The organism is Flavobacterium saccharophilum, assembly GCF_900142735.1.
GTDB lineage: Bacteria > Bacteroidota > Bacteroidia > Flavobacteriales > Flavobacteriaceae > Flavobacterium > Flavobacterium saccharophilum.
Genome location: NZ_FRBY01000001.1, coordinates 647831 through 667490 on the forward strand (window position 1 = coordinate 647831; position 19660 = coordinate 667490).

The window sequence follows — 19660 nt, forward strand, 5'->3', positions numbered from 1 at the left end:
GAAAATTTAAGAAAAAAAAATCTGCAAAATTTGCAAAATCTGCGTGAAAAACATTTAACGCATAGAAACTATGTTTTAAAAGAATTACAATGAAAAACCTAATTACAAGCCTGTCCCTTTTAGTTTTGATTGCATCCGGCAAAACAGCTGTCGCGCAATCAACTCAAATTGATCCGGCAAAATTCAATAATCCAATTATAAAAGATCAATATACAGGAGATCCTGCAGCATTGGTTTACAAGGATAAAGTGTATTTATACGCAGGTCATGATGAAGCACCAAAAGATTTTCATTTTTATAAAATGAACGAATGGGTGGTATATTCTTCTTCAGATATGAAAAAATGGGAATCACATCCTGTGCCTTTAAAAACCACTGATTTTGCGTGGGCAAAAGGAGATGCATGGGCTTCGCAGGTGATTGAAAGAAACGGAAAATTTTATTGGTATGTAACGGTTGAGCATGGTTCCGTAAATGGAAAAGCTATTGGAATTGCAGTTTCTGACAGTCCAACCGGACCTTTTAAAGATGCACTAGGAAAAGCCCTGATCACAAACGATATGACTAAATTCAGCGATATAAGCTGGGACGATATTGACCCGACAGTGTATATCGATACAGATGGACAAGCCTATTTGTTTTGGGGAAATACAGCCTGCCATTATGCTAAATTAAAAGAAAATATGATCGAATTAGATGGACCAATTCATCATATCAAAGAGTTGCCTCATTTTACAGAAGCCCCTTGGATTCACAAACATAAAAACTGGTACTATTTATCATACGCTTATGAATTTCCGGAGAAAATCGCTTATGCCATGAGTAAGTCAATTACTGGCCCATGGGAATTCAAGGGGATTTTGAATGAAATCGCTGGAAACAGTAACACAAATCATCAGTCGATTATTGAATTTAAAGGGCAATCGTATTTTATTTATCACAACGGAGCAACACAACCAGACGGGGGAAGTTTCAGAAGATCAGTCTGTGTTGATAAATTATATTATAACAAAGACGGAACGATGAAACGTGTGGTTATGACTTCTGAAGGAATTCAGTAGTTAGTGTTCAGTATTCAGTTTTTTAGTGTTCAGTTTAGTTTTTCAGTCGCAGTTTTCAGTTTTTAAAGGCACTGCTTATATGATCTAAAAAAGTTTACAGTTAACCAAAACTTAAATTTACTTATATCACTTATATGGTTAACAAAAGAAGTATTTTAACAATTATATTTTAAACACATGGTTTTCTCCTACATGAAGGTGAGTTTGAAAAAAATAACGATTAAATCATTTTATTTAATCGCAACTTTCTTAATTACTATTCCTTCAATCGCACAGATGCAGGAATTTAAATTGCAAGAGATAAAACTAACTAGTGGTCCTTTTAAAAATGCTCAAAATGTTGATCTTAAATATTTATTAGACCTAAATCCAGATCGATTATTAGCACCTTATTTGATAGCTGCCGGCTTGCCTACAAAAGCGGATAGATATGGCAACTGGGAAAACATAGGTCTTGATGGACATATAGGAGGTCATTATTTAGCGGCATTATCGATGATGTATGCTTCTACGGGAAATAAAGAAATTAAAGGCCGTTTGGATTATATGATTTCTGAATTGGATCGGTGCCAGCAAAAGGACGGAACTGGTTATGTTGGAGGTATTCCTGAAGGAAAAGTCTTTTGGGATAGAATTCATAAAGGAGATATAGACGGTAGTGGTTTTGGTTTAAATAATACCTGGGTTCCAATCTATAATATTCATAAACTTTTTGCAGGCTTAATTGATGCCTACAATTATACAGGTAATGAAAAGGCAAAAGAAATTGTAATAAAATTAGGAGATTGGTTTATCGAATTGATCCGACCTCTTTCTGATGAGCAAATTCAAAGAATCTTAAAAACAGAACATGGTGGTATAAACGAATCTTTTGCCGATTTATATAGCATCACAAAAAACAAAAAATATCTTGAAACGGCTGAAAAGCTTTCGCAAAAAGCCATTCTCGACCCATTAATTAAAAAGGAAGACAAACTAACGGGTTTACATGCTAATACACAAATACCAAAAGTTATTGGTTTTGAGAAAATTGGAAAGCTATCGGATAATAAACAATGGTCCGATGCCGCGCAGTTTTTTTGGAAAAATGTCACCGAAAAAAGAACTGTCGCGTTTGGAGGAAATAGCGTTGCTGAACATTTCAATCCGATAAATGATTTTAGTGGCATGCTAAAATCCAATCAAGGCCCGGAAACTTGTAATTCCTATAATATGGAACGTTTAAGTAAAGCGTTGTTTTTAGACAAAAATGATGTGAGTTACCTTGATTTTTATGAGCGTACACTTTACAATCACATTCTTTCTAGCCAAGAGCCTAATAGAGGTGGTTTTGTGTATTTTACTCCAATTCGACCAAATCATTATCGCGTATACTCGCAACCAGAAACCAGCATGTGGTGTTGCGTTGGGACGGGACTTGAAAATCATTCTAAATATGGAGAATTAATTTATAGCCATTCAGAGCATGATATTTTTGTAAATCTTTTTATTCCATCCACTTTAAATTGGAAGGAAAAAGGAATAGAATTAGAGCAAACCACAAAATTTCCTTATGAAAATAATACTGAGATTGTTCTAAAACTTAAAAATCCTACATCTTTTGTTTTGAATATTCGTTATCCAAAATGGGCAACGAATTTCAAAATTTTAGTCAATGAAAAATTGCAAAAAACAGACGCCAAACCCGCTAACTATGTTAGTCTGGTAAGAAAATGGAAATCAGGAGATAAAATAACTATTGCATTCCAGACTTCGACTCATTTGGAAAAGTTGCGCGATGGCTCCAATTGGGCCGCATTTGTAAATGGTCCTATTGTATTAGCTGCTAAAACCTCTACTGAAAATTTAGATGGTTTGTTTGCCGATGATAGCCGAATGGGACATGTTGCTCAAGGAAAATACGTTTCGTTAGACAAAGCTTATGCACTAGTAGGAGAAGAGGGAAGTTATGTTTCAAAACTTAAAGATTTAGGTAATATGCGCTTTAAGTTAGATTCATTAGAATTACAACCCTTCTTTGAAATACACGATGCCCGTTATCAGATGTATTTTCAAACCTATAAACCAGAAGATTATAAAGAAAAACAAGCTTTGTTAAGACAACAGGAAATTGAAGCGATGGCTATTGAAGCTAACACGGTTGATAAAATAAATTGTGGAGAACAACAGCCTGAAGTAGATCACCATTATAAAGGAGAAAAAAGTGAATCGGGCTATGAGGAAGATGGTTTTTGGAGAAATACCAGCTCTTATATTTCCTATCAAATGGTAAATAAAAATCTAGAAGGCAAATTTATTGAAATTAGTTTTTTAGGAGACTTTAAAACGGATAATCTAGATGTTTTTATTAATGAAAAACCTGTTGCAATTGTCACAAAAAAAGATAAGATAATTCAATTCAAATTAGACAATACTCAAATTATTGATTTAAAAATTAAGTCTAAAGATGGCAAAAAAACGTCTAAAATTTCTCAAATAAGAATTGTAAAATAAAAAATAATCATGGAAGTGTACACCAAAATAAAATCAATATTATCACTCCTATTTATTCTAACGGGATCCGCAACAATAGCACAAGAAATTGTTGTTCATGATCCGGTTGTGATCAAACAAAAAGATACTTATTATTTATATTGTACCGGAAACGGAATTAGTGTCTTTAGTTCAAAAGATTTAAAAAAATGGGACAGACAGCCACAGGTTTTCAAAGATAAACCTGTTTGGGCAGATGGAGTTGCCGCCGATTTCAAAAATCATATTTGGGCACCAGATATTTCATTGCACAACAATGTTTATTATCTGTATTATTCGGTTTCGGCTTTCGCCAAAAATACATCGGCAATTGGAGTTGCGACTAATACAACATTAGATCCATCTGATAAAAATTACAAATGGGTTGATCAGGGAATTGTAATTCAATCACAGCCTAATCGTGACATGTGGAACGCCATTGATCCGAATTTGGTTTTTGATGAAAACAATACGCCTTGGCTTTCATTTGGTTCTTTTTGGGAAGGCTTGAAAATGGTAAAATTAAATCCCGATCTAAAATCGATCGCCCAGCCTCAAGAATGGCACACGATCTCAAAACGAAAAAGAACTTTTGAATTAGCTGATTCTGATCCGGGTGACGGCGCACTTGAAGCTCCATTTATTTTTAAGAAAAACGGATATTACTATCAATTTCTTTCTTGGGATTTATGTTGCCGCGGAGAAAAAAGTACCTATAAAGTTGTGGTTGGAAGATCTAAAAATGTAACCGGACCTTATGTCGATAAAGACGGAAAACCATTAAATGAGGGTGGAGGAAGTATTGTAGTTCAAGGCGATGAAAATTATTTTGGAGTAGGACATAACAGTGCTTATACATTTGATGGAAAAGATTACATTTTTTATCACGCTTATGAAAAGAAAACGAACGGAACACCAAGATTAATCGTAAAAGAAATGAAATGGGATACTGATTTATGGCCTGTTTTGAAATAGAATATAGATTATAGAAAATAGAACAAAGAAGCAAGATTTTAGACTATTTAGATAAAAGATTAAAATAGATCTGCCTAATCTGCGAGAGAAAATTTAAACACACAACTATGTATATTTTAAATAAATGAAATGCCTTTTTTAGACAATGTATAACTATGATTCTATGTGTTTAAATTAAAGCCACAATAGAAAACAAAATTAAAAACCCGTTTTATCCGCGTCATCCGCGTGCCATAAAACACATTTAAATAAATAAAAATGAAGTCCAATTTAATTACCAAAATTACCCTTTGCGGTTTATTGCTGAACGGCTTTTATGCATCGGCACAAAAAAATAATCTTCAGGTTGATGCTGCGAAATCAGTAACCAAAATTGAACCGACGATGTACGGAGTATTTTTTGAAGATATCAATTTTGCTGCTGATGGAGGTTTGTATGCCGAAATGATCAAAAACAGATCGTTTGAATTTGAAACGCCAATGATGGGTTGGAACGAACCAAACAGCGACCGACATAAACTAAACGAGCAATCCGGAATTGCCAATATTGTTCAGTATTCTCAAAAAGGAACCAATCATAATTATTGCAGAGTTACGATCAACGATGCAAATGGTTATGAGTTGATTAACGAAGGTTTCAGAGGAATGGGAATTAAAAAAGACCTAAAGTATAATTTGTCTCTTAGAGCTTCAAAAGTATCCGGAGATATTACGAAGATTAAAATTCAGTTCATTGATAAAAACAAAAAGGTTTTAGGCGAAACTTCAATTGTACCAAAATCTAAAGACTGGACAAATTATACAGCACAATTAACTGCAACTGCAACAGAAGCTAAAGGACAAATTAAAATTACTTTTGAAGGAAAAGGGGTAATTGATTTGGATGTTATTTCGCTTTTTCCGGAAGATACCTGGAAAGGAAGAAAAAATGGAATGCGTGCTGATTTAGTACAATTATTATACGATTTGAAACCGGGATTTTTACGTTTTCCCGGAGGCTGTATTGTGGAAGGAAAAACATTGGCTTTGCGTTACCAATGGAAAAAATCGATTGGAAATGTAGAAGACAGAGAAACGATGATCAACCGTTGGAATACGGAGTTTGCACATAAACTGGCTCCAGACTATTTCCAGAGTTTTGGTTTGGGATTCTTTGAATATTTCCAGCTTTCAGAAGATATTGGAGCGTCTCCACTACCAATTTTAAGCTGTGGAATGGCTTGTCAATTCAATACAGGAGAATTGGTTCCGATGGATCAAATTGATCCTTATGTACAAGATGCTTTAGATTTAATTGAATTTGCAAATGGCGATCAAACGACAGCTTGGGGAAAAGTTAGAGCCGATATGGGACATCCAAAACCATTCAATTTAAAATTCATTGGAGTTGGAAATGAGCAATGGGGACCAGATTATATCGAGCGTTTCAAAGTGTTTCAAAAAGCCATCAAAGCAAAATATCCAAATATCACTATTGTTTCGGGAACAGGACCATTTCCTGACGGAGATTATTTTGATTACGGCATGAAAGAACTTAAAAAACTGAATGCAGAAATTGTTGACGAACATTATTATAAAGATCCGGCCTGGTTCCGTAAAAATGTAACCCGTTACGATAATTACGACCGTAAAGGACCGAAGATTTTTGCCGGAGAATATGCAGCACAAAGTGTAGCAATCGCAAGTCCGGATAATAAAAACAACTGGGAATGTGCTTTTTCTGAAGCGGCTTTCATGACCGGAATGGAGCGTAATGCTGAGGTTGTTCACCTGACTTCTTATGCACCTTTATTAGCACACGTCGAAGGCTGGCAATGGACACCGGATATGATTTGGTTCAATAATTTACAATCTTATGGAACGCCAAATTATTATGTTCAGAAATTGTTTTCTAACAATAAAGGAACCGATTTAATCAACATTACTAAAGACGGAAAAGCAGTTACAGGGCAAAACGATTTGTTTGCATCGGCAGTAAAAGATGTGAATTCTAAAGAAGTAATTCTGAAAATCGTGAACACTTCTGCAACGTCTCAAAATGTTTCAATTGATGTAAAAGGAGCAAAATTAGATACAAAAGGAACGGCAATAACTTTAAAAGGAGATGGAATAAATGATGAGAATTCTTTTGAGGCTCCAACTAAAATTAGCCCGAAAGAAAGCGAATTTAAAGTAAGCGGAAGCAAAGTTCAATACGATTTCCCGGCTTACTCTGTTACTGTTTTGAAAATTAAGATGAAATAATCGCAACAGAATAAATGTAAAAGCTACGTTTGTTTTTTGTTTTGACCTTAAACCCTTGTTTTGATGCATTATTTGTAAAAATTCAAGTGCCTGTTTTTATTAAGTGTTTATTGTACACTTATAAATGAATTATAATTATATTTGTCATTATTAAAAATGAATTTCGAATGAAAAATTACGTTATAGGATTGGACTACGGAACAGATTCTGTTCGAGCGGTGCTTATAGATACTGAAAATGGGCAGGAATTGGCATCCAATGTTTCTCATTACAAAAGATGGAAAAACAAACAATATTGTGACGCGTCGATAAATCAGTTTCGTCAGCATCCTTTAGATCATATAGAAGGTTTAGAAATTACGATTCAAACCGTTATAAAAGAAAGTAAAGTAGATCCTTCATTAATAAAAGGGATTTGTATTGATACAACCGGATCTTCTCCGGTGCCGGTTACAAAAGAAGGAATTCCGTTGGCTTTGACAAAAGGTTTTGAGGAAAATCCAAATGCGATGATGGTATTATGGAAAGATCATACGTCAATTAACGAAGCAAACGAAATCAACGAACTGGCAGTAAGCTGGGGCGGAGAAAACGTAACAAAATATGTAGGGGGAATTTATTCATCGGAATGGTTTTGGGCAAAAATTCTGCACATTGCAAGAGAAGATGAAGCAGTTCGAAATGCAGCACACACCTGGATGGAGCACTGCGATTTAATGACGTATTTATTAATTGAAGATAAAGATTTAAAGACTTTCAAAAGAAGCCGTTGCGCAGCGGGTCACAAAGCAATGTGGCATGCAGACTGGAATGGACTTCCACCAGTGGAATTCTTAGAAAAACTACATCCATATTTGGCACAACTTCGCGGAAATTTATACGATGAAACGTATACTTCTGATTTAGTTGCCGGAAATTTAAGCAAAGAATGGGCACAGCGTTTAGGACTTTCAACAGACACAGTTATTGCTGTTGGAACATTCGACGCACACTCTGGAGCTGTTGGAGCAAAAATTGGAGAAAACACTTTAGTTCGCGTTATGGGAACTTCAACCTGTGATATTTTGGTGGGTTCTTATGATGAAGTCGGAACAAAAACCGTTCGTGGAATCTGCGGACAAGTTGATGGATCTGTGATTCCGGGCTTTATTGGTTTGGAAGCAGGACAATCTGCTTTTGGCGATTTACTGGCTTGGTACAAAGAATTATTAATGTGGCCGACAGATCATTTATTGACTGCTTCAACCGTTTTAAATGAGGCTCAAAAAGAACAATTAAGAGAAGAATTCAGCGATAAATTAATCGTGGAATTGACAAAAGAAGCGGAGAAAATTCCGGTTTCAGAAAGTCTCCCAATTGCTTTGGACTGGATCAACGGAAGAAGAACTCCGGATGCTAATCAGGAATTAAAAAGTGCCATTTCAAATTTATCTTTAGGAACAAAAGCGCCTCATATTTTCAAAGCTTTGGTAAACGCCATTTGCTTTGGAGCGAAGAAAATCGTCGATCGTTTTGAAGAAGAAGGAGTGAAAATTGACAGCGTTATCGGAATCGGGGGTGTTGCCAGAAAATCACCTTTTATCATGCAGACTTTGGCTAACGTTTTAAACAAGCCAATTAAAATTGCAGCTTCAGATCAGACTCCTGCTTTAGGAGCAGCGATTTATGCAGCAGTGGCAGCCGGAATTTATCCAAACGTAATCGAAGCAAGCCAAAAAATAGGAAGTGATTTTGATGGAGAATATTTCCCTCAACTTGATAAAGTAGCGGCTTATAACAAATTATTAATCGCTTACGATCAATTAAGTGCTTTTGAAGATCCAACTATAAAAACAGCAAAACATGAGTTCTCTTTATAAAGATTTAAAACAGGAATGCTACGAAGCCAACATGCAGTTGAATGCATTGAATTTGGTAGTATATACTTTTGGAAATGTAAGTGCGGTTGACAGAAAAAATGGTGTTTTTGCCATCAAACCAAGCGGCGTTCCGTATGAAGATTTAAAACCGGAAGATATTGTTATCGTCGATTTTGACAACAATGTAATTGAAGGAACTATGCGTCCATCATCTGACACAAAAACACACGCATACTTATATAAAAACTGGCCAAATATTGGTGGTGTTGCACATACACACGCTACTTATTCTGTAGCCTGGGCACAGTCGCAACAAGATATTCCAATTTTTGGAACAACACACGCAGACCATTTAACAGCAGATATTCCGTGTGCGCCACCGATGGCAGATTCGCTCATCGAAGGAAACTACGAACACAATACCGGAATTCAGATTTTGGATTGCTTCAAAGAAAAAAATCTTTCGTACGAAGAAGTAGAAATGATTTTGATTGGAAATCACGGACCATTCGCCTGGGGAAAAAATGCAGCAAAAGCGGTTTACAACAGTAAAGTTCTGGAAGTAGTAGCCGAAATGGCTTACTTAACTTTACAAATAAACCCGAACGCACCAAGATTAAAAGATTCCCTAATAAAGAAACATTACAACCGCAAGCACGGAAAAGATTCGTATTACGGACAATAGAAGTTTGTTTCAGGTTTCAGTTTTTTTTTGTTTCAAGTTGTTGGAACGTGAAACTTGAAACGTGAAACAAATAAAACCTGAAACAAAAATTAACAATTCAAGATTTTCAGATTCCAACAACCTGAAACCTGAAACTTGAAACAAAATAAACAAAAGAATATGATTGATATATCTCAAAAAGAAGTATGGTTTGTAGTAGGAAGCCAGGAATTATACGGTGAAGAAACTTTAAGAAAAGTAGCGGAACATTCTCAAATAATTGCAAAAGGATTAGATGCATCATCTAGTTTACCAGTAAAAGTGGTTTATAAAGATGTGGTAAAATCACCTTCTCAAATTTTAGATGTTTGTTTGGCGGCAAATTCGGCTAAAAACTGTATCGGAATTATTGCCTGGATGCACACTTTTTCACCAGCAAAAATGTGGATCGGCGGACTAAGCATTCTGAAAAAACCATTATGTCATTTACATACACAATACAATGCTGAAATTCCGTGGGGAACTATCGATATGGATTTCATGAACTTAAATCAATCTGCTCACGGAGATCGTGAATTTGGTTTTATCATGTCAAGAATGCGCAAAAAACGCAAAGTGGTTGTTGGACATTGGGAAGACGAAAGAGTTCAGAAAAAACTAGGTATCTGGACAAGAGTAGCTTTAGGATGGGATGAACTTCAAAACTTAAAAGTGGCTCGTATTGGAGACAATATGCGTGAAGTTGCCGTTACAGAAGGAGATAAAGTTGAGGCTCAAATTCGTTTCGGAATGTCAGTAAACGGTTTTGATTCATCAGATGTCACGAAATATATTGAGAAAGTTACAGACAAGGAATTAAACGATTTATTGGCTGTTTACGAACAATCTTATACTTTGACGGATTCTTTAAAAGAAGGCGGAGCGCAAAGAAGTTCATTAGCGGAAGCGGCAAAAATTGAATTAGGTTTAAGAGCTTTCCTTGAAGAAGGAGGTTTTGGTGCTTTTACGGATACGTTTGAAAATTTAGGTGTTTGGAAACAATTGCCTGGAATCGCAACACAAAGATTAATGGCTGATGGTTACGGTTTTGGTGGAGAAGGAGACTGGAAAACCGCTGCAATGGTTCGTGCTTTAAAAGTAATGAACGTGGGGCTTGAAGGCGGAACTTCTTTCATGGAAGATTATACATACCACTTTACACCTCAAAAATCATATGTTTTAGGATCGCACATGTTGGAAATTTGTCCATCAATTGCTGACGGAAAACCTTCTTGTGAAGTGCATCCTTTAGGAATTGGCGGAAAAGAAGATCCGGCTCGTTTGGTATTTAATTCACCAGCAGGAGAGGCAATCAACGTTTCTTTGGTAGATATGGGAACTCGTTTCCGTTTAATTGTAAACGAAGTTACAGCGATTAAACCAATGGCTGAGTTACCAAAATTACCGGTTGCAAGAGTTTTATGGGATTGTAAACCAAACCTAGACATTGCTGCAACAGCCTGGATTTTAGCAGGAGGAGCGCATCACACCGTTTATAGCCAGTCGCTAACAACAGAATATATGGAAGATTTTGCTGATATCGCTGGAATTGAATTGTTGGTGATTGATGAAAAAACTACTATAAGAGACTTTAAAGACAAGATCAATGCAAATGAAGCTTATTATCATTTGTTTCAGCACGGACTATAATTTAGTCAAAAGTCGAATGTCTTAAAGTCTTAAAGATTTTGTTAACTTTGAAATTATAGACTTTAAGACTTTTGACTTTAAGACTTTACTAACTTAAAAATATCATTTATGAATGTATTAAAACGTTGTATTTTTGGAATAAGCCTAATGAGTTTGGCCGCAGTTTCAGTTCAATGCAAAAGCGATAAAAAAATGGATGCTACCACAGTTTCGTCAGACGAAAAAGCTACAGTTACAATCGAAAAATCTTCTTACGGAAAAACTGCAAAAGGAGAACAGGTCGATAGTTATAAACTGAAAAACCAAAATGGGATGGAAGTTGATATCATCACTTTTGGCGGAAGAATTACAGATTTGAAAGTACCTAATAAAGAAGGTGTTTCGGAAAATGTAGTAATTGGATTTGATAATTTGGCTCAATATGAAAAAGAAAATCCATTTTTTGGAGCTTTGATCGGAAGATACGGAAATCGAATTGCCAAAGGAAAATTCACTTTAGACGAAAAAGAATATCAATTAGCAATCAACAATGCGCCAAATGCTTTACACGGCGGGCCTCAAGGGTTCTTTAATGTGGTTTGGAAAGCTGAGGCAAAATCTGGAGATACGGCAACTTTGAAATTATCGTACTTAAGTAAAGATATGGAAGAAGGATATCCTGGAAATTTACAAGTTTTTGTAACGTATACATTGACAAATGATAATCAATTAGAAGTTTTATACGAAGCGACTACAGATAAGAAAACGGTTGTGAATTTAACGCAACATTCTTATTTCAATTTATCCGGAGATTTCACAAAAACAATCTTAGATCATGAATTGACTTTGAATGCAGATAAAATTGTTCCGGTTGATGCGACTTTAATTCCGACAGGAAAATTAGATGACGTTGCCAATACGCCTTTCGATTTCAGAACACCAAAATTAATCGGAAAAGACATCGACGCTAAAAACGAACAATTAGAAAGAGGAAAAGGATACGATCACTGTTGGGTATTGAACAATCCTGAAAAAGGAAAAACAATCATTGCAAAAGTGTATCACGCAGCAAGTGGAAGAGTTATGGAAATGACAACAGATGAACCTGGAATTCAGTTTTACTCTGGAAACTTCCTTGACGGAACGTTACCAATGCCTAAAGGCGGAACCTTCGCGCACAGAACAGGACTATGTTTAGAAACAGAACATTATCCTGATGCTCCAAATCAGAAAAACTTCCCAACAACAGTTTTAAACCCGGGAGAAAATTATAAAACTAAAACTACTTTTAAATTCTCTGTAAAAAAATAGTTTTGGAATTATGTTAATTAGTTAGTAATTCTCTAAGAAACCTCGAAAGTTATGCTTTCGAGGTTTTTTTATGGATTAAAAGTTGGCCACGAATTACACGAATTTTCGCAAAGTACTCATTTTTGTCATTTCGACGAAGGAGAAATCCTCGCGAGAAGCTCGACAAAGATTTGATATTCGTTACTGGGTTACTTACGAGGATTTGCTTCGCCAGTCGCTATCCCTCGAGTCTTCTTCGTAAATGACAAGATTGTGCCAAAAAACTTTGCGCCCTTGCGAGATTAATTCACTTGCAGATTTATAAAAATCTTAATTTAGCGTTAGCAAAAACACAACAATGAAACACTTATTCCAAGCAGAAGTAAGCTGGACATCAAGTCAAGCCCAAGAAGATTCAACAAAAAGAATTTACAGCAAAAGCCATCAAATTAAAATTGAAGGAAAACCTGCTTTAAATGTTTCAGCAGCCAAAGCTTTTAAAGGTGACCCGGAATTATACAATCCAGAAGATCTACTTTTGAGCAGTTTGGTTTCCTGTCATATGATGTCCTACTTATATGTATGCTCGCAAAACGAAATTGAAGTTTTAGAATATTCAGATAATGCCGAAGCAACGCTCGAAGTTGCTGCAGATGGAAGTGGGCGTTTTGTTGCCGTTCAATTAAATCCAAAAGTAAAAATCTCAAATTCAGATCAAATTGAATTGGCAATTGAACTTCATACAAAAGCAAATCAATTGTGTTTTATTGCAAATTCATGCAATTTTGCGGTTCTGCATAATGCGAGTTGTGAGGTTTTCAAGATGTAAATTAATTAAGTTTTTGTATTAAACAAAGGGATTTGCGTTTGGTTATACGTTATTATAATTACAAAAGTATTTTAAGTCGAATTACAAGACATTAAATAATTAGGTGTAAAAATGTAGCTTTTTATTTGCATATCCATTCGTTTGGTTATTTTTACTCAAAAAACCAAAACCTATTTATGAAAAAAAAATTATTAATTATTTTATTGTTTTGTTACACTTTTACTAATGCACAAGTTGAATTTGAAAAAGGATATTTTATTTCAAATGATGGAAAAAAAACGCAATGCTTTATAAGAAATTTAGATTGGATGAATACTCCAACAAATTTCAAATATAAAATACAGCTTGCCGATTCGGAGATTAAAACGGAAAGTATCGAAACCGCACAAGAATTTAGCATTGATAGCGAATGCAAATACAAAAGATTTAAAGTGAAAATAGATCGTGCAAGTGATGATCAAAAAGAAGCTACAGGAAAAAGAAATCCGCAATGGATGGAAGAAACATTATTCTTAAAAGTACTTGTAGAAGGAGATGCAACGTTATATAGTTATACTGATGCCAATCAGAATAAATTCTTTTATTCTACACAAACTGTTCCTGTAGAGGAGTTAGTGCGTGTAACTTATCTTAAAGATGGAGAAAGCGCGGGGTATATAAGACAGCTTTCGAATGATGTGAAATCAGCAAAAATAACAGATAAAGATGTTAATAATCTTAATTACAAAAAGTCAGATCTGATTAAATATTTTACCAAATACAACAATATTCAACCTGCCACAGGTGAAAATGAGGCTACAAAAGCGAGTAAAAAATTACTGTTTATTAAAGTTACACCAGGATTAAGTTTTGCATCGGTATCAGCAAAAAACAGTGCAAATTCAAGCCTGAATGTTGATTTTGATAATAAAATGGTTTTCAAGATAGGTGCCGAAGTGGAATATGTATTTCCTTTTAATAAAAATAAATGGAGTTTATTTGCCAATCCGATGTATCAAAAGTATGAAAGCGAAAAGAACTATATTTATTATAGTACAAGTGCTATGGAAAATCCAGAAACACCTTATAATGCAAAAATAGATTACAGTTCGGTGCAGCTGCCAGTTGGGATTAGACACTATATGTTTTTAAATCAAAATTCAAAAATTTTCATAAACGCATTATATTCCTTCGAAATTAGTGGCAGTTCAAAAATTTCTTATACAAATATGACGCCGGGAAGTATAGCAAAAGGAGATTTTGAAAGTCATTCAGATACCAATTTCGCTTTCGGTTTAGGGTATAATTTTAAAAGCAAATTTTCAGTTGAAGCAAGATTCAACACAAAAAAAGAGTTAATGGACTACCAAACTTATTCTGCAAAGTATAATGCGGTAGATTTTATAGTAGGTTATACTATTTTTTAGTAAAATAAAACCATATGATTTTTTAAGCAACTGAAGTATTTTTTTAATGCTTCAGTTGCTTTCTTTCTATAAATAGAGTCTAAACCTTGTTTTAAGATTGGACATTTTGAAATATTGCTAGCGTCTAATCTTTATGGATTTTGAGTAAAGATCTGGTTGGATGTAATAAAAAAAAGCCTGTAACTCTTGAAAAACAAGTGATTACAGACTTTTTAAGTACCCGGAGCCGGAGTCGAACCGGCACGGTTTCCCACAGGTGTTTGAGACCAGCGCGTCTACCAATTCCGCCATCCGGGCTTAGCAGACGAAAAAACAATCAAAAAATCGATTATTTTAACGCAATAGAATGAAGTCATAAATGGCGTCATTCCTTTAACACGGTGCAAATGTAAAAAATAAAATTAAATGTTCTACTAAAAATACTTAAATTTTTCCTTTCAGTGTCCAATAAATTTTCTAAATTTGCACCTCGTTAAAACGAAGCACACACAACTAACTACACCCGAGGCATTTATACACGTTTTGTTTTACCAAAAAAGGTGAAGCCGAATTGTACGGAGCGCAGCGAGTAAAAACAACAAATTATAATGTCGCACCTAGAACCAGAAGCTAAAATTTTTGCTTGTTCACAAAGTGTTTATCTTGCAGAAAAAATTGCCGATCATTACGGAATTCCGCTAGGCAAAGTAACGATGTCAACGTATAGTGATGGAGAATTTCAGCCATCTTACGAAGAATCAATAAGAGGATTACGCGTTTTTATCGTGTGTTCAACTTTTCCAACTGCTGATAATTTGATGGAATTGTTACTAATGATCGATGCAGCAAAACGTGCATCAGCAAGACATATTACAGCTGTTATGCCTTATTTTGGTTGGGCAAGACAGGACAGAAAGGATAAACCAAGAGTTCCGATTGGAGCAAAATTAGTAGCTAATTTATTAGATGCTGCCGGAGCGACAAGAGTAATGACAATGGATTTGCACGCAGATCAAATTCAAGGGTTTTTCGAAAAACCAGTAGATCATTTATTTGCATCTACGATCTTTTTACCATACGTAGAAAGTTTAGGATTAGAAAATTTAACCATTGCATCTCCTGATATGGGAGGTTCAAAAAGAGCATATGCTTACTCTAAGTTTTTAGAATCAGATGTAGTAATCTGTTACAAACAAAGAAAAGCAGCCAACGTTATCGATACTATGGAACTAATTGGTGAAGTAAAAGGTCGTAACGTAATACTAGTAGACGACATGATCGATACCGGTGGAACATTAGCGAAAGCAGCGGATTTAATGATCGAAAAAGGAGCATTAAGCGTTAGAGCAATTTGTACACATGCTATTTTATCAGGTGGAGCTTACGAAAAAATTGAAAATTCGAAATTAAGCGAATTAATAGTTACCGATTCAATCCCATTAAAGAGAGAATCAAAGAAAATTAGAGTAGTGAGTTGTGCACCTCTTTTTGCCGAAGTTATGCACATGGTGCACCACAACAATTCCATTAGTGGAAAATTCATAATGTAATAAGCGGTATGCTTTAGGCTTTAAGCCATAAGCTGTTTCACTATTACAAAAAAAGCCTAAAGCTTAAAGCAAATAGAATATTTATTAATAACTATATTTTTTTACAATGAAATCGATTACAATTAAAGGATCAGAAAGAGAAAGCGTGGGCAAAGTGTCAACTAAAGCCTTACGTAATGCTGGAGCGGTTCCTTGCGTGTTATACGGAGGAAATCAGGCAGTACACTTCTCAGCAGACGCTGCAGCGTTCAAAAACTTGGTTTACACTCCAAACGCACACACAGTTGTGATTGAGCTTGGAAAAGGAAAATCATTCAACGCAATTTTACAAGATATCCAGGTTCACCCTGTATCTGACAAAATTTTACATATTGACTTCTTTCAATTATTTGATGACAAAGAAATCACTATGGAAGTTCCAGTAAAAATCGTTGGTACATCTAAAGGTGTTCTTGCAGGTGGTGTTTTACGTTTAAACACTCGTAAATTAAAAGTTAAAGCTTTACCTAAAAATCTTCCTGATTTTGTTGAAGCTGATATTACTCCACTTGAAATGGGTAACAAATTGTACGTTACTAAAGTTGGTACTCCTGACTATAAAGTAATGCACCCAGATAACACTGTTGTTGCTCAGGTAAGAATTTCTCGTGCTGCTATGAAAGCTGCTCAAGAAGCTGCAAAAGCTGCAAAAGCTCCTGCAAAAGGAAAGAAAAAATAATTTTTTTCAAATCAATACAAAAAGCATCAATCGAAAGATTGGTGCTTTTTTTTTGCTTTTAAGGTTCTGAGGTTCTAAGGAAAGGCTCAAAGGTACAAAGGTTCATAGGTGCAAAGGGGTTTTGCTGCAACTCAAACTAAAGGGAAACTACGCAAATAAAATCCGCGTCATCCGCGTTCCATTCTTAGCGCACCTTGCGTAAAACCATCGCGAACTTTGCGGTTAGATGTAATTATCTAATTGGCACATTTCCTAATTATCTAATTTTTTAGAAGCAGACGCTTTTGGGTTTTTTAAGACGCAACGCTCCTGCCATTCGCTATATCTTTTCCTGGCTAAAGAAGCCAGAAAAAGGATGCCGCTGCTGTCAGGGCTAGCAAGAACGATTCATTTCTATAAGAAAGAGGTTCAAAGGCACAAAGAGACAAAGGTGCAAAGCAAATCTGCGTCGATCAGTTCAAATCTGCGTCATCCGCGTCCCATTCTTAGCGCACCTTGCGTATCCCGATAGCTATCGGGATTGCGCTCATTGCGGTTAAGATTAAATTATCTAATTGACACATTCTCTAATTATCTAATTAACCAATTGCCACATTCCCCAATTAAGTTTATTTTTGCATCATGATAAAATGGATAACAAAACTGTTTTCATCAACACAAAAAGAAGAGAACATAGATAATAGGAAACCGGAGGTTCATGAACATCCAAAAAACAATATAAAAAGCGTGAGTAAAAAATATTTAATCGTAGGACTAGGTAATATTGGAGCCGAATACGTAAATACAAGACACAACATCGGATTTAAAGTCCTGGATTTTTTAGCCAAAAAAGAAAGCCTTTCATTCGAAACTGTAAAGTTGGGAGCGCTTGCCGAATATAAATTTAAAGGAAGAACCTTTTTTCTGCTTAAGCCAAACACCTACATGAATTTAAGTGGTAAAGCGGTAAAATATTGGATGGATAAAGAAAATATTCCTTTAGAAAATATTTTGGTGATTACAGATGATTTAAACCTGTCTTTTGGAACCATCAGAATCAAACCAAAAGGGAGTGACGGAGGCCATAACGGACTAAAAAATATCAACCTTGTTTTAAATACTCAACAATATACCCGCTTTAGATTTGGTATTAGTGATCAGTTCAAAAAAGGACAACAAGTAGACTACGTTCTAGGCGATTGGGACGAAGAAGAAAAAGCAAAACTACCGGAACGTTTAGAAGTCTCTTCAGAAATTATTAAGACATTCGGAACCGCCGGATTAGAAAATACCATGACCACTTTTAACGGAAAATAAAGATTTACAACTATTTAGCGGTTAAAAAAACAATTTATCAATTAATTAAATTCAATTATAACGAAATAGTATTTTCTATTCCAAAGTTAAATGTTTAAATTTGGAATAAATTATTATAAATCATAAAATCATAATATCATGGCTTTTGAACTACCACAATTACCTTATGCATATGACGCATTAGAACCACATATTGATGCACGCACAATGGAGATTCACCATACTAAGCATCATAATGCATATACTACAAATCTTAATGCAGCTATTGCGGGAACAGATTTGGAAGGAAAAACAATCGAAAACATCTTAATCAACTTAGATAAATCAAACGCTGCAGTTCGTAACAATGGTGGAGGTTTCTACAATCACAATTTATTCTGGACTGTAATGACTCCAAACGGTGGTGGATTACCAACAGGTGATTTATTAGCTGCAATTGAGTCTTCTTTTGGTACTTTTGAAGAGTTTAAAGCAAAATTTGCTAAAGCTGGAGCTACACAATTCGGTTCAGGATGGGCTTGGTTAACAGTGCAAAAAGGAGGTAAATTAGAAGTTGTAGGTACTCCAAATCAAGATAATCCATTAATGCCAGAAGTTGCTGGTAACGGTGGAACTCCAATCTTAGGAATGGACGTTTGGGAGCATGCTTACTATTTAAACTACCAAAACAGAAGACCGGATTATATTGAAGCTTTCTTCAGTGTAATCAACTGGACAGAAGTGGCAAGAAGATACGCTTTAGACAAATAGTCTTAAGAGAGAATAGAATAAAGAATAAAGAAAAAAGACGGATGACCTGATAGGTTGTCCGTCTTTTTTGTTTGTAGTTATAGAGTTGAAATATGCGCAACAATCTTTATTCTATTTTCTATTCTCTTTCCTCTTGCTTCTTTGCTCTTTACTCTTTATTCTATTCTCTTTTTTCTAGAATAAAATAAAAAAGGCGGAATCTCTTCCGCCTTTTTTGCCCCAAATCTACCATAAACTTAACCTACTAATGTTATGGTTCAGTAAATGTATAGCAGTTGTATTTATATAGAAAATTTTTTAGATGAACGGCAAATATATCCGATTAAGTAAGTATGAAGATAGAACCAAGGCAAAGATAAAGGAGCAAAGAGGATAGAATATAGAGAATAGAATATAGAGTATAGGGAAAATAAAAAAGACGGATGGCTGATAAGCTGTCCGTCTTTTGTTGTCATCTCTAAAAGTATGTTCTATATTCTATTCTCTATCTTTTTTCTTTTGTTGTAATTGTAAAGCTATGTTCAACAATCTTTCTTCTTTACTCTATATTCTTTTCTCTTTTGTTGTCTATAGTCTGAGCTAAGGGTAAAAATCTTTGTTCTTTGCTTCATTTTCTTTCCTCTAAAAAGGATAAAATAAAAAAGGTGGAATCTCTTCCACCTTTTTTGCCCCAAATCTACCATAAACTTAACCTACTAATGTTATGGTTTAGTAAATGTATGATAGTTATAATTATTTAAAAAACTTTATAGATGAAAGGTAAATATATCCGATTAAGTGTGTTAAAATCGACTTAAAGCGCTAGCTATCACTTTATTCCAATAAAAAAGGTGGAATTGCTTCCACCCTTTTTGCCCCAA

The 19660-nt window shown here is 35.0% G+C and carries 14 protein-coding genes and 1 tRNA gene; 14 read left to right on the top strand and 1 reads right to left on the bottom strand.

Features of this window, described 5'->3' with window-relative positions:
* The first annotated feature begins 89 nt into the window (after positions 1-89).
* From BUA98_RS02755 to BUA98_RS02800, 10 genes are all read left to right on the top strand, one after another.
* The gene (locus BUA98_RS02755) at positions 90-1061 is read left to right on the top strand and encodes a glycoside hydrolase family 43 protein (RefSeq protein WP_086065121.1); all 972 of its coding nucleotides are present in this window, start codon (positions 90-92) and stop codon (positions 1059-1061) included.
* 198 nt (positions 1062-1259) lie between these two features.
* Positions 1260-3554 carry a glycoside hydrolase family 127 protein gene (locus tag BUA98_RS02760; protein ID WP_244279170.1) on the top strand — a complete coding sequence of 765 codons (2295 nt, stop codon included), beginning with the start codon at positions 1260-1262 and terminating at the stop codon, positions 3552-3554.
* A gap of 9 nt (positions 3555-3563) precedes the next feature.
* Entirely contained in the window at positions 3564-4547 is a 984-nt protein-coding gene (locus tag BUA98_RS02765) for an arabinan endo-1,5-alpha-L-arabinosidase (RefSeq protein WP_072970117.1), read from the top strand.
* 258 nt (positions 4548-4805) lie between these two features.
* Positions 4806-6791, top strand: coding sequence for an alpha-L-arabinofuranosidase C-terminal domain-containing protein (locus BUA98_RS02770; protein WP_072970118.1), 1986 nt, complete (start codon positions 4806-4808; stop codon positions 6789-6791).
* A 167-nt stretch (positions 6792-6958) separates the two neighbouring features.
* Positions 6959-8650, top strand: a complete 1692-nt coding sequence (locus BUA98_RS02775; RefSeq protein WP_072970119.1) for a ribulokinase — start codon at positions 6959-6961, stop codon at positions 8648-8650.
* A complete protein-coding gene (locus BUA98_RS02780; RefSeq protein WP_026982501.1) occupies positions 8634-9335 on the top strand; it encodes an L-ribulose-5-phosphate 4-epimerase in 702 nt (233 codons plus the stop codon). Before BUA98_RS02775 ends, BUA98_RS02780 begins: the two co-directional genes overlap by 17 nt.
* A gap of 159 nt (positions 9336-9494) precedes the next feature.
* Positions 9495-11003 carry an L-arabinose isomerase gene (gene araA, locus BUA98_RS02785; RefSeq protein WP_072970581.1) on the top strand — a complete coding sequence of 503 codons (1509 nt, stop codon included), beginning with the start codon at positions 9495-9497 and terminating at the stop codon, positions 11001-11003.
* 108 nt (positions 11004-11111) lie between these two features.
* Positions 11112-12293: an aldose epimerase family protein gene (locus tag BUA98_RS02790; protein WP_072970120.1), complete on the top strand. Its 1182-nt coding sequence runs from the start codon at positions 11112-11114 to the stop codon at positions 12291-12293.
* Positions 12294-12630: 337 nt separating this feature from the next.
* Entirely contained in the window at positions 12631-13101 is a 471-nt protein-coding gene (locus tag BUA98_RS02795) for an OsmC family protein (RefSeq protein WP_072970121.1), read from the top strand.
* Between the two features lie 176 nt (positions 13102-13277).
* Positions 13278-14507, top strand: coding sequence for an outer membrane beta-barrel protein (locus tag BUA98_RS02800; protein WP_072970122.1), 1230 nt, complete (start codon positions 13278-13280; stop codon positions 14505-14507).
* Between the two features lie 217 nt (positions 14508-14724).
* On the opposite strand, the gene BUA98_RS02805 is transcribed toward BUA98_RS02800, so the two are convergent.
* Positions 14725-14804, bottom strand: a tRNA-Leu gene (locus BUA98_RS02805).
* A 290-nt stretch (positions 14805-15094) separates the two neighbouring features.
* Between BUA98_RS02805 and BUA98_RS02810 the strand changes: the two genes are divergently transcribed.
* From BUA98_RS02810 to BUA98_RS02825, 4 genes are all read left to right on the top strand, one after another.
* The gene (locus tag BUA98_RS02810; protein ID WP_072970123.1) at positions 15095-16036 is read left to right on the top strand and encodes a ribose-phosphate pyrophosphokinase; all 942 of its coding nucleotides are present in this window, start codon (positions 15095-15097) and stop codon (positions 16034-16036) included.
* Between the two features lie 106 nt (positions 16037-16142).
* Positions 16143-16754, top strand: a complete 612-nt coding sequence (locus tag BUA98_RS02815; RefSeq protein WP_072970124.1) for a 50S ribosomal protein L25/general stress protein Ctc — start codon at positions 16143-16145, stop codon at positions 16752-16754.
* A gap of 621 nt (positions 16755-17375) precedes the next feature.
* Positions 17376-18050: an aminoacyl-tRNA hydrolase gene (gene pth / locus BUA98_RS02820; RefSeq protein WP_072970125.1), complete on the top strand. Its 675-nt coding sequence runs from the start codon at positions 17376-17378 to the stop codon at positions 18048-18050.
* 138 nt (positions 18051-18188) lie between these two features.
* The gene (locus tag BUA98_RS02825) at positions 18189-18800 is read left to right on the top strand and encodes a superoxide dismutase (RefSeq protein WP_072970126.1); all 612 of its coding nucleotides are present in this window, start codon (positions 18189-18191) and stop codon (positions 18798-18800) included.
* The last annotated feature ends 860 nt before the right edge of the window (positions 18801-19660 follow it).

Bases quoted from the DNA above. Each gene is read 5' to 3' on its own strand.
- BUA98_RS02810 (WP_072970123.1), top strand. From the start codon at position 15,095: ATGTCGCACCTAGAACCAGAAGCTAAAATTTTTGCTTGTTCACAAAGT.
- BUA98_RS02795 (WP_072970121.1), top strand. From the start codon at position 12,631: ATGAAACACTTATTCCAAGCAGAAGTAAGCTGGACATCAAGTCAAGCC.
- BUA98_RS02755 (WP_086065121.1), top strand. From the start codon at position 90: ATGAAAAACCTAATTACAAGCCTGTCCCTTTTAGTTTTGATTGCATCC.
- BUA98_RS02780 (WP_026982501.1), top strand. From the start codon at position 8,634: ATGAGTTCTCTTTATAAAGATTTAAAACAGGAATGCTACGAAGCCAAC.
- BUA98_RS02770 (WP_072970118.1), top strand. From the start codon at position 4,806: ATGAAGTCCAATTTAATTACCAAAATTACCCTTTGCGGTTTATTGCTG.
- BUA98_RS02790 (WP_072970120.1), top strand. From the start codon at position 11,112: ATGAATGTATTAAAACGTTGTATTTTTGGAATAAGCCTAATGAGTTTG.
- BUA98_RS02825 (WP_072970126.1), top strand. From the start codon at position 18,189: ATGGCTTTTGAACTACCACAATTACCTTATGCATATGACGCATTAGAA.
- BUA98_RS02815 (WP_072970124.1), top strand. From the start codon at position 16,143: ATGAAATCGATTACAATTAAAGGATCAGAAAGAGAAAGCGTGGGCAAA.
- BUA98_RS02775 (WP_072970119.1), top strand. From the start codon at position 6,959: ATGAAAAATTACGTTATAGGATTGGACTACGGAACAGATTCTGTTCGA.
- BUA98_RS02765 (WP_072970117.1), top strand. From the start codon at position 3,564: ATGGAAGTGTACACCAAAATAAAATCAATATTATCACTCCTATTTATT.
- araA (WP_072970581.1), top strand. From the start codon at position 9,495: ATGATTGATATATCTCAAAAAGAAGTATGGTTTGTAGTAGGAAGCCAG.
- pth (WP_072970125.1), top strand. From the start codon at position 17,376: ATGATAAAATGGATAACAAAACTGTTTTCATCAACACAAAAAGAAGAG.
- BUA98_RS02800 (WP_072970122.1), top strand. From the start codon at position 13,278: ATGAAAAAAAAATTATTAATTATTTTATTGTTTTGTTACACTTTTACT.